Origin of the sequence: Thioalkalivibrio sp. AKL9, assembly GCF_000377825.1 — a bacterium.
In the GTDB taxonomy this organism is placed as follows: domain Bacteria; phylum Pseudomonadota; class Gammaproteobacteria; order Ectothiorhodospirales; family Ectothiorhodospiraceae; genus Thioalkalivibrio; species Thioalkalivibrio versutus.
This window is the reverse complement of sequence record NZ_KB905106.1, coordinates 166,897-182,116: the sequence shown is the minus strand read 5'-3', so window position 1 is coordinate 182,116 and position 15,220 is coordinate 166,897. Positions and strand designations below refer to the sequence as shown.

The following is a 15,220-nucleotide window of genomic DNA, read 5'->3' as shown; positions in this document are numbered from 1 at the left end:
TGTGGTTACACGCCCCGGTGTTTCCGTCGTCTCTTTGAGTGCTTCGTGGTGAACCCATTCAGGCGGCCGTCCGTTACTGCCGCTGCGCCTCGAACTCGATCATCAGTTCGACCTCGTCGCCAACGATGTCGCGGGTCAGGCCGTAGGTCATGCCGAAATCGGAACGATCAAAGCTGCCACGCATCGACGCCCCCAGCACGTACGGGCGGCCGAACAGGCCACCCAGCGGGAACGGGTAGCGCCCGACCTTGTTGATGGTCACGTCGAGATGGATGGTGCGGGTCTCGCCCAGCAGCTCCAGGCCGCCGCTCAGGCGCCCGGTGTTGTCGCCGGTGGGCTGGTAGCGCGTGGCGGTGAAGCGCATCTCCGGGTATTCCTCGACGTGCAGGAAGTCCTCGTTGCGCAGGTGGTCGTCGCGCTCGGCGTGGTTGGTGAACACGCTGTCGGTCTTGATGACGAAGAAGCCGCCCTCCAGTTCGCCGGAGTCCGGGTCGAAGGTGAACTCGCCCTCGGCCTCCAGGAACATGCCCATGACCTTGGCGTAGCCGGCGTGATCGACCAGGAAACCGACTGCGAAGTGGTCGGGGTCGATGACCCAGCGGTCGGCATCGGCCAGGGCGGCAGCGGGCAGGGCGAAGGTTGCGGTCAGCAGGCAGGTCAGGAGCGTGGAGCGCAGGCGGCTGGAAAAGCGGTCGTTGCGGGCGTCAGTCATGACACACCTCCGGTCGGTGGCGGTACAGCCAGTGGATATCCACGGCAAAGGACAGGCCGAGGGCCAGTAGCCCGGCCAGGGCGATGGTGATGCCGGCGCTGGCGGGCAGGCCGGGGATCAGCACCAGAAGCAGCACCACGGTCTGCAGCACGCAGACGGTCTGGCGGCGGCGGCTGGGTGGCAGCGCCCCGGCCAGCCAGGGCCAGGGGCGGGCGGCCAGCACGAAGGCATAGCGCATCAGCCCGATCAGGATCACCCAGGGGCCGACCGCGGTCATCTGCCAGGCGAGCACGGACAAAGCCAGGATCATCGCTGCGTCCAGTTCCATGTCGAAGCGGGCCCCGAATGCGGTGGCGCTGTCGGTGCGCCGCGCGACGGCCCCGTCGAGCCCGTCCAGCAGCAGGGCCAGGCCCGCCAGCGCAATCACCCAGAGGGCCAGCGATGGGTCACCCGTGGCAGGGGGGACGAATACCAGGGCCCCCAGGGGTGCGGTCAGGGCGGCGCGCAGCAGCGTGACCCGGTTGGCCGGGCCGGGGCCACGCCCGTCCCGGGCCAGTCCGTCCGGGGGGGTGGTGGTGGCGAGCAGGGCGCCGAGCATGAACCAGAGCACGACAAAGCCGAGGATTGCGTGCGGTCCCAGTTCGGCGTGCAGCATCAGCGCCGCCGTGACGACCAGGCCCAGCAGGCCGGCGACGAGCCCGTCGGCCGCCCAGACGCGGAGACCGGTCCGTATCCGTGCCGCGGAGCGGCGTTTGGCGGTGGATGATTCCATGGGGGGATTGTAGCCCTCCGTTGGAGGTGTCCGGGGTTTTGCCTTGCGACCACGCCGCGCGCCGGGAGTTGCCGCTTGGAATACGCTTCGCCCACACTGCGCGGATGATGACGCCGCCTTGCACCCTGACCTTGCAGTGCTTCCGGTGAACACGCCGGCTCCCGAACAGGCCTTCTGGGTCGTCGGTCCCGGCACGGGCGAACTGCGCCCGGAGGCACTGGCGGAGCCGGTGTCGGGGGAGGTGCGGGTGCGCACGCAGTTTTCCGCGATCAGTCGCGGGACCGAGTCGCTGGTCTTTCATGGCCGGGTCCCCGCGAGCCAGCATCAGGCAATGCGCGCGCCGTTCCAGGCGGGCGAGTTCCCCGGGCCGGTCAAGTACGGATACATCAGCGTCGGAACGGTCGAGGCGGGGGGCGAAGGGGATGCGCCGCTGGGGCAGCGGGTGTTCTGTCTGTATCCGCACCAGAGCGCCTACGTCGTTCCCGCGGCCGCGGTGGTCCCGATCCCGGATACGGTGCCCGCGGAGCGCGCGGTGCTGGCGGCCAACATGGAGACGGCGATCAACGCGGTCTGGGATGCGCACCCCGGTCCGGGGGATCGCATCGCCGTGATCGGGGCGGGGGTGGTCGGGCTGCTGGTGGCCTGGCTGCTGCGCGCGATCCCCGGCACCGAGGTGACGTTGATCGACCCCAACCCCCAGCGCGAGGCTGTGGCGGCCCGGCTGGGGTTGAGCCTTTGCACCCCGGACGCGGCGCAAGCGAATCCGGACCTGCAGGGTCTGGACGGGGTCGTGCATGCCAGCGGCAACCCGGCCGGGCTGGAGCAGGCGCTGGCGCTCGCCGGGGTCGAGGCCCGGGTGGTGGAGATGAGCTGGTACGGCGATCAGCCGGTGCCGGCGCCGCTGGGCGAGGCCTTTCACTCGCGGCGGCTGACGTTGCGCAGCTCGCAGGTCGGACGCATCCCGCCGGAGCGCGCGGCGCGCTGGGACTATCGCCGTCGCCTGGCGCTGGCGCTGTCGCTGCTGACCGATCCGGCGCTGGATGCCCTGATCAGTGGCGAGGATGCGTTCGCCGACCTGCCGACGGCAATGCAGCGTGTCTCCGGGCCCGAGGCCGAACGCACGCTCTGCCACCGTATCCGTTATTGACCCTTTTCCGATTAACGCGACCTGCGGGGAATTGCCCGATGTACAGCCTGAACGTCCGTGATCATTTCATGATCGCCCACAGCTTTGCCGGCGAGACCTTCGGCCCGGCCCAGAAGCTCCACGGCGCGACCTACGTGGTCGACGTGACCTTCCGCCGCCAGGCCCTGGATGCCGACGGGCTGGTGGTGGATATCGGCCGCGCGAGCGAGGTGGTCAAGGCCCTCCTGGCCGATCTGAACTACCAGAACCTGGACGAGCGCGAGGAGTTTCGCGGCCAGAACACCACCACCGAGTTCCTCGCCCATGCGTTGCATCAGCGCGTGGCGCGCGCCATCCATGCCGGTGAGCTGGGCGAATCGGCCCGCGAGCTGGACGCGGTGTGCGTGACGCTGAACGAGTCGCACGTGGCCTGGGCCAGCTACGAGGCGGCACCCTGAGCCGAATGCGTGAGCTCGGCCTGGTGGTGCCGGGGTCGCTGGAGCAGCGCACCGGCGGGTATCGCTACGATGCGCGCATGGTCGCGGGCTTGAGGGCGCACGGCTGGACGGTGACGGTGCGCGAGCTGGAGGGGGCATTCCCCGGGCCGAACCCGGCGGCCGAGTCGGCCCTGGACGCCGCGCTTGCGGGCTTTCCCGATAGGCGGGCCGTGCTGCTGGATGGCCTGGCGGCGGGTGCCTTTCCCGGGGTGCTGGCCCGCCACGCCGAGCGCCTGCATCTGATCTATCTGCTGCATCACCCGCTGGGTCTGGAGACCGGGCTGGAACCGGCGCGGGCCGATAACCTGCTGGCGCGAGAACGCGCCGCCGTGGGTCAGGTCGAGGGCGTGCTGGCCACCAGTGCCTTCACCGCCGGGCAGGTGGCCACCTGGGGGGTGTCTTCCGGGCGGCTCCAGGCGATACCGCCGGGGATCGAACGGCGGCCGCAGGCGTTGGGGCCCGGTCCCGGCGAGCGGCCGCTGCTGCTCTGTGTGGGCTCGGCCGTGCCGCGCAAGGGCCAGCTGGAACTGGTGAAGGCCCTGGCGTGCATACGGACCACGGACTGGCGGGCGGTCTTGGTGGGTTCGCGGGTGCGGGACGCGGCCTATGTGCAGCGGGTGGAGGCGGCGATCACCGAGGCCGGGCTTGGAGACCGGATCGAGTGGGCCGGCGAATGCGATGATGCGGCGCTGGAGGGCTGGTACGGGCGGGCCTCGCTGTTTGTCCTGCCCAGCGCTTACGAGGGCTTCGGCATGGCCTATACCGAGGCGATGGCGCGCGGCCTGCCGGTGATCGGTACCACCGGTGGGGCGATCCCTGCGACCGTGCCGGAGGCGGCCGGCCGGCTGGTCCCGCCGGGAGATATCGGGGCGCTTGCCGAGGCCATCGACGCCTTGTTGGTCGACGATGGAGCGCGCCACCGGATGGGACGGATGGCACGCGACGCGATGGCGGAACGTTCGGACTGGGATGGTGCGGTGGCCGCACTGGAACAGACGCTGGAGGCGTGGCTGCAATGACGGAATCCTTCGACGCCGACTGGCTGGCCCTGCGCGAGGCAGCCGATCATGCCGCCCGGCCGGAGGCCCTGGTCGAATCCCTGCGTGCGCATCTGGCTGGGCGCCGTGTCGCCGGCCCCCTTCATGTGACGGATCTGGGCAGTGGCACCGGCTCCAACCTGCGCTACCTCGCGCCGCGACTGCCGCCCCCGCAACACTGGCGGCTGGTGGACCACGATACCGGGCTGCTGGGCCGCGCCGACGCTCCCGGCGCCGGGATCGAGCTCGAGCGGTGGGTGAGCGACCTGGCCGACGATCCGGCTGCGGCCCTCGCGGGCGGATCATCGCTGGTTACGGGTTCGGCGCTGCTGGATCTGGTTTCGGAGGCCTGGCTGGACCGGTTGCTTGTGGCCTGCGCCGAACAGGGCGCCGCGGTGTTGTTCGCACTGAGTTATGACGGGCGGATTCGCTGGTCGCAGCCGCATGCCCTGGATGCCGAGTTGGAGGGCGCGGTCAATCGGCACCAGCGCTCGGACAAGGGGTTCGGCCCGGCCCTGGGGCCGACCGCCGCGCCGGCCTGTGCGGCGCGGCTCGAGGGGCTGGGGTACGGGGTGCAAACCTGCGTCAGTGACTGGCGGATTGACGCGCATCGGGCGGGGCTGGGTGCGGCCCTGATCGACGGCTGGGTCGCCGCGGCCAGCGCGATCGACCCGGGCCGGGCGGCGAATCTGCGTGCCTGGGGCGAGGCGCGCGCCGTGGCGCTCGCCCGCGGCGAGGTCGAGCTGACCGTCGGGCATCAGGATGTGCTCGGTTTGCGCTGACCCACGCCGCCCGGGTGTTTTAATCAGCATCCCCTTACAAGGGAGAATTGGCGCCGATGTGCTGTCCATTATCCTGTTCGCTCTGGAAGGCGTTTCGGTGCAGGATAGAAATAGGTAATGGAATGAACGCTTGACGGAGACCCCGGAGTCGCGCTGATGAATGCATTCATCCGTGCTGCCCGAGTCGCTCCGCCAATGGAAAAACCGGAAAAGGTGAGGCATGGAACAGGCAGACAACAAGCAGAGAAGTTTCGTTAATCGCTACTGGATCCTGATCGTGATCGTGCTGTGGCTGATCGCCTGGTCGGCGCGCGATGTACTGGCCCCCAGCGCCGATGCGGTGCCGGAGGACACGGATGTCGAGGCCGTCGCGGTCGCCGAGGATGCCCCGGCCCCAGCGGACGAAACGGCGCCGCGTGAGGGGCGTTTGTCGGAGGGCGACATGGACCCGATGACGGGCGAGGCCTACGAGCGTGAGGACGAGGGGGGCGCACAGCGCCCGATTCCGGACCCGCAGGAACAGGCGCAACTCCGGGCCACCGGTGAGCCGATGAGCGAAGAAGAGGTCGCGCGGCAGGTGCAGGAGGCGCTGGAGGCCGGGCGTGTCGCCTACTGGCGGGGCGGACCCGAGGAGGCGGTCGAGGTGCTGCGCACGGCACTGGAAGACATTCCGGCCACCTCGGCGCAGCGTGCCGACCTCTACGGCGAGCTGGGCAACGCCCTGTATGCCGCTGACGATGCCGCGGGCGCGATGCGGGCCTGGGACAGCGCCCTGGGGCTGTTGCCGACAAGCGAGCGGCGTTCGATGATCGAGCGCCTGGCGCCGGTGTATGACCGCCACCACCGCGATGGCGCCCGCCACCTGCGACAGTACCGCTAGGTCTTTTCGCGCTGCCGGAAGGCGCGGGCAGGGCAACCGAAAAGGCCCCGGGGGTGTACACCTCCGGGGCCTTTTCTTGTGGGGGCGGCCGTCTGCCAGCCGCAGGTTCAGACTAGCTGGTAGCGGTGCAGCTTGCGCCAAAGGGTGCTGCGATCCATGCCCAGGGCGCGGGCGGTCTGTGAGCGGTTTCCGGCATGGGCGACCAGTGCCTCGCGCAGGTGCCGGGCCTCCGGATGCTCGCTGGGCTGGCCGTCGCGGGTCGGGTGGCCCGCCCGGTCGTTCGGTTGGTCGTCGGGAACGTGGGCCGGGTCATGGCGGTTGGTGCGCGGCGCATGGATCGTGTCCGCCGCATCGGCATCCATCCGGATCGGCTGGGGCAGGGGAAAGTCGTCCACCTGACCGTTGCGGGCGTGCAGGGTCAGACACTCGAAGACGTTCTCCAGCTCGCGGAAGTTGCCCGGCCAGGGGTGCTCCTGCAGCCGTTCCTTCAGATGCGGCGCGATGCGGATGCCGTGGTGCACCTCGTAGGCCTGCAGGGTGGCTTCCAGATCCCGGGGACGCTCGCGCAGCGGCGGGATTTCCACCGTGGCGACCGCGAGGCGGTAGAACAGGTCAGTGCGGAACGCGCCGGCCTCGACGCGGCTGCGCAGGTTCTGATTGGACGCGGAAAGGATGCGCACATCCACTTGCCGGGTGGTGTTCTCGCCGACGCGTTCAAAGGCGCCATCCTGGACTGCGCGCAGCAGCTTGGCCTGCAGGCGCGGGCTCATCTCGCCGATCTCGTCGAGGAACAAGGTGCCGCCGTCGGCCGCCTCGAAGCGCCCGACCCGGTCGTTGACCGCCCCGGAGAAGGCCCCGCGGGCGTGGCCGAACAGTTCGGATTCCAGCAACTCCTCGGGGATCGCTGCGCAGTTGATCTCGACGAACGGGGCACGGATGCGGCGGCTGGACTGGTGGATGGCCCGGGCCAGGCGCGTCTTGCCGGTGCCGGATTCGCCCATGAGCATCACGCGCACGTCGCTGGCGGCCACGCGCCGTGCGAACTGCAGCGTGGGCCGGCAGCTGGCGTCGTGGGAATGGAAGTGGCTGTCCTCGAGCCCGTCCTGTCCGTCCTCGCTGACGGTTTCCACCGCGGTTGTTCGCCGGCGCTGCGGTTGCAGGGTGATCAGACGCAGCGCGCGCTGGTCATCGTTCAGGCGCAGTGGCTGGCTGATCACCTCCAGCGGGAGGGTCTCGTCGTCCAGTTCCGCCATTAGCGAGAAGTGCAGGGCGTGCGGTGTGCTGTTGGCGTCGGCATCGTGCTCGCCGGCGGCAATGGCGGCCTCTTGCAGGTGTTGTTCGAGATTCAGTGGTCCGAGGTTCGCCAGGGTGAGGCGGGCATCGGAGGGGATTTGCAGCGTCTGGTGAAAGGCCGGGTTGGCGAACAGGACACGGCCCCGGGTATCGCTGATGAGGTGTGGGTCCCGACTGTGTCGGATGCAGATCTCGGCCAGTTCGGTTGTGGTCATCCCGCCTCCTTTTCTTGTTGGAGGGGTCGGCGGAAGCGGTGCGGTGTTGCAACATCCGGGGGCACCTGCAACACCCCCGGTATGGCCCGTTTCGCCAATCCCTGTCTCGGTTATAGCGCGAAACGGGGGTGTTGCAACAGTCATTGTTTGAATATCAGTAAATCCTAATTAAATGATTGTTTTATAAGAAAGTCGCTATATTGGCATGTACGTTGCTTGTAGTTCGGCATGAGTTCTTCTACAACTATGGGCAATGGATATCCGCCTCGGTCGTCAGTCGGCAGAACGCCCCCGCCAAGCGGGCTTCGTTGCCGCTCGCCCCAGTGCGGCCATCCCCCGATCCGAGGCCCGGTGCCCGTGTGGGCAGCACGGCTCGACTCCTTCTCCCATCGCGGCGTTCGACGCGAGGTACTGACGATCATGTTTGCGCGAGTTTCCCGACGCCTCCTGGCCCGCACCCTCCTGGGTACCGCACTGGCCCTGCCGCTGTTCGGCATCTCGGCGGCCCACGCCGCTGGTCCGATCCTCACGGTGGAGCCGGATCAGGCGGCCACCCAGACCGTTAGTGGCACCGTGGTCCCCTATCGTGAAGTCACCCTGACCGCGCAATCCGCGGGGCGCGTGGTGGATGTGGCGGGCGCCGAGGGCGACCGCTTCGAACAGGGGGCGGTGCTGGTGGCGATCAGCGACGACCGGCTGCGCGCCCAGCGCCAGGCGGCCGAGGCCGAGATGCGCACCGCCGAGGCCGCGATCCGCGAGGCCCAGATGCAGTACGGCCGCGAGATGGTCTCGCCGCAGTCGCGCAGCATTGGCCAGATGCCGGGCATGGGCGTGCCGTCGATGTTCGACCAGATGTTCACCCAGCCGATGGGCCAGGTCATGGGCATGGGCGATCCCGCGCTGGATCGCCGTACGGATCTCTATTCCCGCTACATCGGCGTGGATCAGGCGCAGGCGCGCTGGGAGCAGGCCCGGGCCCGGGTTACCGAACTGGACGCGGCCATCCGCGACACCCGGTCCGAGGCGCCCTTCGATGGCCTGGTGATGCACAAGCATGTGGAAGAGGGCGATACGGTCCAGCCGGGCCAGCCCCTGGTGACCTTCGGTCATGTCGAATACCTGCGCGTCGAGGCCCAGGTGCCGGTGCGGCTGGTCGCCGGCCTGCAGGAAGACGACTACGTGCAGGTGCGCCTGGATACCGGTGATGAGGTCGAGGCTCGGGTTGCCCGGATCTTTCCGCTGGCCGATCCGCAACGTCACACCGTGACGGTCAAGTTTGATCTACCCCAGGGTGTGCGCGGCGGGCCGGGCATGCATGCGGCCGTACATCTGCCGCAGGGCGAGGCCTCGGGCAACCGGGTGGTGATTCCGCGTTCGGCCTTGATCCCCGGTGGGGCGCTGCCTCGCGTGGCCGTGCTCGACGGTGAGGGCCACGTGCGTGTGCGCATGGTGCGTCTGGGCGGATCGCGCGGAGACCAGGTGGTGGTGACCTCCGGTCTGGAGCCCGGGATGCAGATCCTGGCGCGGCCAGGTGCGGGTGTGCGCTCCGGGCAGCCGGTCGGGAGCCGAGCGCCGGATTCGGGGGGTAGCGCCGACCCCTGGAGTCGCATGTAGGACATCACACCCGGCGGTGCGCCGGGGCTAGAGGCACCGGTCCCGCCCCTGGCAGGCGAGCCGGTGCTCCACGCCGGATACCCGGCGTTTGGGACGCCAGACCAACAACAGGAACGTTCAAGCTCGATGGCCGAAGACGACAGACAATCCAATACCGGTTTCCGGGAGAAGCACGGCGATCCTGGCATCGCCGGGCGTATGGCGGCGGCCTTTATCCACTCGCCGCTGTCGCCGTTGCTGCTCCTTGCCAGTATCGCGATTGGCATCCTTGGGCTGATGGTTACTCCGCGCCAGGAGGACCCGCAGATCTCGGTGCCCATGGTGGACATCATGGTGTCCTATCCGGGTGTCCCCTCGGAGCAGGTGGCCAGTCTCGCCGCGCGACCCCTGGAGCGGCTGATGAGCGAGCTCTCCGGGGTGGACAACGTCTACTCCGTGTCGCATCGCGGCGAGGCGATGGTGACCGTGCAATTCGACGTCGGCGAGGACATGGAGTCCTCCATCGTCAAGGTGCACGACAAGCTGATCGCCAATCGTGACTTGATGCCGCCGGGTGTCAGTGAGCCCCTGGTCAAGGCCAAGGGTGCCGACGATGTGCCGGTGGTCAACCTGACGTTCTGGTCGCACGAGGTGGACGATGCCCTTCTGCGGCAGATCGCGCTGGATGCTCAGCAGCAACTGAACGAGGTCCCGGATACCAACCAGAGCTTCGTGGTCAGCGGGCGCGAGGAGCGCCTGCGCATTGAGGTGTTGCCGGAACGGCTCGCGGGATATGACGTCAGCCTGGATCAGATCGCCCAGGCCGTGCAGTCCGCGAATGTTGAGGGGTCTGCCGGGCGCATCGAGAGCGATGGACTGAGTACCGCTGTGTACACCGGGCGCTTCTTCACCGGGGCGACGGATCTCGAGCAGCTATTGATTTCCGTCAGTGATGGGCAACCGGTCTATCTGCGCGATGTGGCCGAGGTCACCTATGGTCCGGGCGAGCTGGAACGCTTCGTGCGGCATTATTCCGGTCCCGCGGCCGTCGACGCGGACGCAGCGCCGGAGGGTGCGGCGGCGGTCACGTTGGCCATCGCCAAGAAGCCCGGCAGTAACGGCGTGACGGTTGCGAACGACATTCTCGAGCGTCTGGAACGCCTGAAAGGCAGCGTCATCCCGGATAACGTCGAGGTGGCGGTTTCACGGGACTATGGCAAGACCGCCAACGAGAAGGTCAACGAGTTGATCTTCAAGCTATTCATCGCCACCTTCGCGGTGACCATCCTGGTTGGACTGTTCCTGGGGATTCGCGCCGCGCTGGTGGTGCTCATCGTGATCCCGGTGGTGATCCTGTTCACGGTGTTCAGTGCCTGGGTGCTGGGCTATACCATTGATCGCGTCAGCTTGTTCGCGCTGATCTTCTCCATCGGCATCCTGGTCGACGACGCCATCGTGGTGGTCGAGAACATCTACCGACGCTGGTTAATGAAGCGCGGTATCGATACCGAGACCTCGGTGGATGCGGTGCGCGAGGTCGGTAACCCCACGATCCTCGCCACGTTTACGGTCATCGCAGCCCTGCTGCCGATGGGCTTTGTCTCCGGGATGATGGGTCCGTACATGCAGCCGATTCCGGTGCTCGGGTCGGTCGCCATGCTGTTCTCGCTGGTCGCGGCCTTCGTGTTCACCCCGTGGCTGACCCAGCGCCTGCGCCCGAGCATGGCGTATCTGGAAAAGGCCACGGACAAGGAGCACCGTCAGGCCGAGAAGCTCGGCCGTTTCTACCGCACGGTGATCCCGGGGCTGGCGGACAACAAGGTTCGGGGCTACGCCTTTCTGATCGGAGTCATCGTCGTCTTCTTCCTGACGGCCAGCCTGTTCATGACGACCGATGTCCGCGTGAAGATGCTACCGCTGGACAATAAGCCCGAATTTCAGGTGATGGTGAATTTCCCCGAGGGCACGGCCCTGACCGAGACCGCGACCCTGAGCCATGACATGGCCAGTGTGCTGCGCGAGATGGACGAGGTCGTGGGGCTGCAGTCCTACGTCGGCACCGCTTCGCCGTTCAATTTCAACGGCCTGGTGCGCCACTACTACCTGCGCGACAAGCCCTGGCAGGGCGATATCCAGGTACAGCTGGTGGACAAGGGTGACCGCAGCCGGACCTCGCACGAGATTGCTACCGAGGCGCGCAAGCTGCTCACACCGATGGCTCAGGCCGCTGGTGCACGCATCCAGGTAGTCGAGATGCCGCCGGGCCCACCGGTTCTGCAATCGGTGGTCGCCGAGGTCTACGGCCCCGATGCCGCGACCCGTCGGGCCGTGGCTCGCGACCTTGAGGGCATGTTCGCCGGTGCGGAGCACGTGGCGGATGTGGACAGCTTCCTGCAAGCGCCGCACGAGGTCTGGCATTTCGACGTGGACCGCGACAAGGCCCTGCGGCGCGGTGTGACCGTCGAGACCATCAACCGCACCCTGGAGACTGCGATTGGCGGGCAGATCCTGGGTGACGTGAAGGCGCAATCCCTGGTCGAACCGCATCTGATCGAGATGCGCTTGCCAATGGCCACGCGCAATGACGTCCGGCAGCTGGAGATGCTGCCGGTGTTCACCCAACAGGGCGGGTCGATCCCGCTGGCTGAATTGGGCGAATTTGTCCAGCGCCCGCAGGACGAGCCGATTTATCACAAGAATCTGCGGCCGGTGGAATATGTGACCGGCGAGGTGGTCGGTCGCCTGGCCGCACCGGTGTACGGTCAGCTCGAAGTCCAGGAGCAGCTGGCGGACTACCGCTTGCCGGATGGAAGCCAGGTGCAACCCCATTGGTTGGGGCCGCCGCCCAATGATGGCTCCACGGCGTTCGAGTGGGGCGGCGAGTGGACGGTGACCTACGAGACCTTCCGTGACATGGGCATCGCCTTCGCCATCGCATTGATCCTGATCTACATGCTGGTGGTCTGGGAGTTCGGGAACTTCGTCTTGCCGGGCATCATCATGGCGCCCATCCCGCTGACCCTGATCGGCATCATTCCCGGCCACTGGCTGATGAACGCCGAGTTCACCGCGACCTCGATGATCGGCTTCATAGCCCTTGCGGGGATTATTGTCAGGAACTCGATCCTGCTGGTGGACTTCGGTCGCCAGGCGGTGGACGAGGGCCATGACGTACGCGACGCGATGATCATGGCCTGCCAGGCCCGCACCCGTCCGATCATCATCACCGCGCTGGCCCTGCTGGCCGGCTCCAGCGTGATCCTGTTTGACCCCATCTTCCAGGGCATGGCGATCTCGCTGATGTTCGGAACGGTGGTAGCCACGCTGCTGACCCTGGTGGTGATCCCGCTGGGCTGCATCTCCGGGCGCCGTGCCTTCTGCCCGACCAGCCTGGATGAAAACGGCGAGGCGGCAGTGGGATGTGCGCCCGGCAATGGCAACGGTAACGGTAATGGCCATGGAGGTGCGGGCATGGCGGCCGCATCCGATCCGGGCGCCGCAACCGAAGGCAAGGACATTTTCGGCCCCCGTGAAGGCGGCCCGGTGACCCAGGCCGTGCAATATGGTGGCTTGTACCTGAAATGCCTGGCCCTGGCCTTCCTGGAGGGACTGCGCGACCTGGCCCTGGCGGTGTGGCGCCTAATCCGTTCGTTCATCGAGCGTCGGCGCAATCGAGATGGCGGCGGCCCGCCCCCGGCCGGTCCGACGTCCACCGGAGGGCCAAGCAGCCCGGCCGGTGGTGGCAATGGTTCGCCGCCAGCGGCGGGCTCGGGCTCCGGCTCCGGTGGAATGGGCTCCGACGTGGTGTCGACCGAGCGCTCGGCAGACCCCGCACCGAAGCAAGATCCGAAACCGGCGCCGCCACGTGACGCCAACGCTGAATCCGCGAGTTCGGCCTCCGCCCAGAACCGCGCTTCGGCCCCGTCGGCTGCGGCGGGCAGTGGTGCCCGGACCGCCGTCTCGGCCCCCAAAACGAAACCAAACCGTGAGTCTGAGAAGGCGCCCGCAAAGAAGACGACGGCGACCCGGACGAGCCCTTCCAGAAAATCGGCCGCTGCGCCGAAATCGGACGCTGGCCAGACGGGCTCCGGAACAGGTACCGCCTCTAGCGCTTCACCCAAGGCGACGGGTCAGAACAAGCCCTCGACTGCGAAAAAGCCCGCGGGTCGCTCCTCCGGGACGACGGCCAGGAAGACAAGCGCTACCAACACCCAGGCGGCGGGCAAGGATGCGGGTCCGAAGTCTACGACTTCCGGCAGCGGTTCGCGGCGCGCAGCCGGCTCAAAGAGCGCGACCCAAACCAGTGCCGGGGCAGTGAACAAGCGCACTTCCACGACATCCAACAAGAAGACCGGCGGAACGACCAAGCCCGCCACCACGAGCAGCAAGACCGGCCGCAAGGACAGCGGTAATACCCCCAAGGGGGGAGGAAAGTCGGGGACGCCCGGCAAGGGCCGCGCCCGGCGCGGTATTCGACTTAAATGAACATGCAAGTAAGACCTCAAGGAGGTTCGTAATGAAGAAGCGATTTAATACTCGAACGATCGGTACGACGCTGGCGAGTGCCGCTGTGGCCTCGGTTCTGGCGTTGGGTGTGGCCCAGGCCGATGAACAGCAGGGTCAGGGTTACGGCCAGGGTCCGGCGATGGGGCAGCAGGGTCCGGTGCCGGGTCCGTACGGGCATGGCCCGTATGGCCAGCAGGGTATGGGTGCGCATCCCGGTGGCGGGATGATGCAGCAGCGCGAAGGCTCCGGCGACTTTAGTTTTGGTATGTCCGGGCGCGGCCATGGGCAAGGCTATGGCCGTGGCCACGGTGATGGGTATGGCCAGGGGTATGGTCGCGGCCATCAGGGCTACGGTCCTGGGTATGGCCCGGGCTACGGCTATGGCCCCGGTCCCCAGCAGGGTGGTTTCGGTCACCCGGGGATGATGCAGCCGGGCTACGGCATGCAGCAGCGCCCGGGACCGGGTTACGGCCAGATGCCGGCGTTTGATCCGGACAACCTGCCGGAAGACATGCCGGAAGAGATGCGTGAGCGCATCAAGGCCCAGCACGCCGAGCGCCAGGAGCGCATGGAAGAGATGGAAGCCATGCGTGAGGCGCGGCAGAAGGCCATGGAGGCCGGGCGCAAGGCGTACGAGGAAGAGATGGAGCGCCAGCGTGAGCGGCGCATGGAGATGATGCAGGAGCGTCGTGAGTCCATGCAGGAAGGTGGTGATTACTGATCCTGGATCGGTGATTGATTCCCGGTCGACGCGGTTGTCGGCCGGAGTGGAAGCCAGATGGAGGCGGTTCGCCATGCAAGGCAGGCAGTGCGGTCAACAGGAACACCAGCGGCGCAGGATCGCCCCGATTCTCGGGGTGCTGCTGGCTGCGGGCTGTCTCTTGCCGACCGCCGACCTGGTGGCGAGTGATCGCCAGAACCCCTGGGCCTCCGCAGCGCCGGAGGTGCAGCGCTCGGCGCCGGAACGCTCGCATGGGCGTTTTCCCGACCGTGATTACGACCCGTCCCGACGGGCGGAATCACGCGAGGCGCCGACCGGGGGTTACCAGCCCGGCTTTGGCCCTGGGGCCTATGGGCCTTACGGGCCTCAGGGCGGGATGGGCTCTGTGCCCTTCCACGCCCCCGGCGGGATGCCGGGGGGTTATCCATACGGGTATCCGGGCCAATCCGGTTACCCGGGAATGGGCGGGCCGTTCTCGGCCTTCCCCTGGGGAATGGGCGGTTTCCCGTTCCCCTGACGGTTAAGCGTGCATTCGAGAAGCCCTCCCCGCGTGCACGCATTCAATTTGAGGGCATGACTCCTTCAGGAGGTAGCACCATGAATAAGTTCGTTAAAGCAGCAGTTCTCGCCGTTTCCCTGGGTGGCCTGGCCGCCCCGATGATGGCCTCCGCCCAGTGGGGCGGCCCCGGTTACGGTGGTCCTGGCCACTATGGCCCGGGTTACGGCTACGGCCCCAGCATGCCGTTCTTCGGCGGCCCGGGTTACGGCCGTGGTCACGGCATGGGCGATATGATGAGCGACATGATGGGTGGCGGTGATTTTGACTTCTCCGCCCGCGGTCGCGGTCATGGCCACGGTTATGGCCATGGCTATGGTGACGGCTACGGCCGCGGCTATGGCCACGGTTATGGCCATCCGGGGTACGGCTATGGTCCGGGTTACGGCTATGGTCCGCAGCAGGGCTGGGGCCCGCAGGGTCAGATGCCGCAGCAGCAACAGGGTCAGGGCAACTAAGTCCAAAACCCGTTGTAACTGGCCTGCCCGTTTTTCGGGCAGGCCCTTTTTACTGAAAGTGCTGACCAATGG

12 protein-coding genes are annotated in these 15,220 nt (G+C 67.4%); 9 read left to right on the top strand and 3 right to left on the bottom strand.

What is annotated here, in order from left to right; all coding sequences use genetic code 11:
* Positions 1 to 73: 73 nt before the first annotated feature.
* Together D573_RS0105755 and D573_RS0105750 are read right to left on the bottom strand one after the other, a co-directional pair.
* Positions 74 to 712, bottom strand: a complete 639-nt coding sequence (locus tag D573_RS0105755; RefSeq protein ID WP_018937901.1) for a YceI family protein — start codon at positions 710 to 712, stop codon at positions 74 to 76.
* The gene (locus D573_RS0105750; protein WP_018937900.1) at positions 705 to 1,484 is read right to left on the bottom strand and encodes a CDP-alcohol phosphatidyltransferase family protein; all 780 of its coding nucleotides are present in this window, start codon (positions 1,482 to 1,484) and stop codon (positions 705 to 707) included. The genes D573_RS0105755 and D573_RS0105750 overlap by 8 nt, the downstream gene beginning before the upstream one ends.
* Before the next feature lie 136 nt (positions 1,485 to 1,620).
* On the opposite strand from D573_RS0105750, the gene D573_RS0105745 reads away from it, so the two are divergent.
* The 5 genes from D573_RS0105745 to D573_RS0105725 all read left to right on the top strand — a co-directional run bounded on the left by D573_RS0105745 (position 1,621) and on the right by D573_RS0105725 (position 5,806).
* Positions 1,621 to 2,631: a zinc-binding alcohol dehydrogenase gene (locus D573_RS0105745; protein ID WP_018937899.1), complete on the top strand. Its 1,011-nt coding sequence runs from the start codon at positions 1,621 to 1,623 to the stop codon at positions 2,629 to 2,631.
* Between the two features lie 38 nt (positions 2,632 to 2,669).
* Complete coding sequence (locus D573_RS0105740) at positions 2,670 to 3,068, top strand: 6-carboxytetrahydropterin synthase (protein WP_018937898.1); 399 nt, start codon at positions 2,670 to 2,672, stop codon at positions 3,066 to 3,068.
* Positions 3,069 to 3,073: 5 nt separating this feature from the next.
* Positions 3,074 to 4,126 carry a glycosyltransferase family 4 protein gene (locus D573_RS0105735; protein ID WP_018937897.1) on the top strand — a complete coding sequence of 351 codons (1,053 nt, stop codon included), beginning with the start codon at positions 3,074 to 3,076 and terminating at the stop codon, positions 4,124 to 4,126.
* Complete coding sequence (locus tag D573_RS0105730; RefSeq protein ID WP_018937896.1) at positions 4,123 to 4,926, top strand: hypothetical protein; 804 nt, start codon at positions 4,123 to 4,125, stop codon at positions 4,924 to 4,926. Before D573_RS0105735 ends, D573_RS0105730 begins: the two co-directional genes overlap by 4 nt.
* A gap of 220 nt (positions 4,927 to 5,146) precedes the next feature.
* On the top strand, positions 5,147 to 5,806 hold the full coding sequence (locus D573_RS0105725; protein ID WP_018937895.1) for a hypothetical protein: 660 nt from the start codon (positions 5,147 to 5,149) through the stop codon (positions 5,804 to 5,806).
* Positions 5,807 to 5,913: 107 nt separating this feature from the next.
* On the opposite strand, the gene D573_RS0105720 is transcribed toward D573_RS0105725, so the two are convergent.
* Positions 5,914 to 7,314, bottom strand: a complete 1,401-nt coding sequence (locus D573_RS0105720; RefSeq protein WP_018937894.1) for a sigma-54-dependent Fis family transcriptional regulator — start codon at positions 7,312 to 7,314, stop codon at positions 5,914 to 5,916.
* 420 nt (positions 7,315 to 7,734) lie between these two features.
* Here D573_RS0105720 and D573_RS0105715 point away from each other — a divergent pair, with 420 nt between their 5' ends.
* The 4 genes from D573_RS0105715 (at position 7,735) to D573_RS0105695 (ending at position 15,148) form a co-directional block, all read left to right on the top strand.
* Complete coding sequence (locus D573_RS0105715; protein WP_018937893.1) at positions 7,735 to 8,928, top strand: efflux RND transporter periplasmic adaptor subunit; 1,194 nt, start codon at positions 7,735 to 7,737, stop codon at positions 8,926 to 8,928.
* 126 nt (positions 8,929 to 9,054) lie between these two features.
* The gene (locus tag D573_RS0105710; RefSeq protein ID WP_018937892.1) at positions 9,055 to 13,392 is read left to right on the top strand and encodes an efflux RND transporter permease subunit; all 4,338 of its coding nucleotides are present in this window, start codon (positions 9,055 to 9,057) and stop codon (positions 13,390 to 13,392) included.
* 31 nt (positions 13,393 to 13,423) lie between these two features.
* Positions 13,424 to 14,134, top strand: coding sequence for a sulfur globule family protein (locus tag D573_RS0105705; RefSeq protein WP_026287922.1), 711 nt, complete (start codon positions 13,424 to 13,426; stop codon positions 14,132 to 14,134).
* A gap of 597 nt (positions 14,135 to 14,731) precedes the next feature.
* The gene (locus D573_RS0105695) at positions 14,732 to 15,148 is read left to right on the top strand and encodes a sulfur globule family protein (RefSeq protein WP_018937890.1); all 417 of its coding nucleotides are present in this window, start codon (positions 14,732 to 14,734) and stop codon (positions 15,146 to 15,148) included.
* Positions 15,149 to 15,220: the final 72 nt, after the last annotated feature.

Excerpts from the sequence above, each read along its gene's own strand:
- D573_RS0105750 (WP_018937900.1), bottom strand. The coding sequence starts at position 1,484 with ATGGAATCATCCACCGCCAAACGCCGCTCCGCGGCACGGATACGGACC.
- D573_RS0105740 (WP_018937898.1), top strand. The coding sequence starts at position 2,670 with ATGTACAGCCTGAACGTCCGTGATCATTTCATGATCGCCCACAGCTTT.
- D573_RS0105735 (WP_018937897.1), top strand. The coding sequence starts at position 3,074 with ATGCGTGAGCTCGGCCTGGTGGTGCCGGGGTCGCTGGAGCAGCGCACC.
- D573_RS0105730 (WP_018937896.1), top strand. The coding sequence starts at position 4,123 with ATGACGGAATCCTTCGACGCCGACTGGCTGGCCCTGCGCGAGGCAGCC.
- D573_RS0105695 (WP_018937890.1), top strand. The coding sequence starts at position 14,732 with ATGAATAAGTTCGTTAAAGCAGCAGTTCTCGCCGTTTCCCTGGGTGGC.
- D573_RS0105710 (WP_018937892.1), top strand. The coding sequence starts at position 9,055 with ATGGCCGAAGACGACAGACAATCCAATACCGGTTTCCGGGAGAAGCAC.
- D573_RS0105715 (WP_018937893.1), top strand. The coding sequence starts at position 7,735 with ATGTTTGCGCGAGTTTCCCGACGCCTCCTGGCCCGCACCCTCCTGGGT.
- D573_RS0105725 (WP_018937895.1), top strand. The coding sequence starts at position 5,147 with ATGGAACAGGCAGACAACAAGCAGAGAAGTTTCGTTAATCGCTACTGG.
- D573_RS0105720 (WP_018937894.1), bottom strand. The coding sequence starts at position 7,314 with ATGACCACAACCGAACTGGCCGAGATCTGCATCCGACACAGTCGGGAC.
- D573_RS0105705 (WP_026287922.1), top strand. The coding sequence starts at position 13,424 with ATGAAGAAGCGATTTAATACTCGAACGATCGGTACGACGCTGGCGAGT.
- D573_RS0105755 (WP_018937901.1), bottom strand. The coding sequence starts at position 712 with ATGACTGACGCCCGCAACGACCGCTTTTCCAGCCGCCTGCGCTCCACG.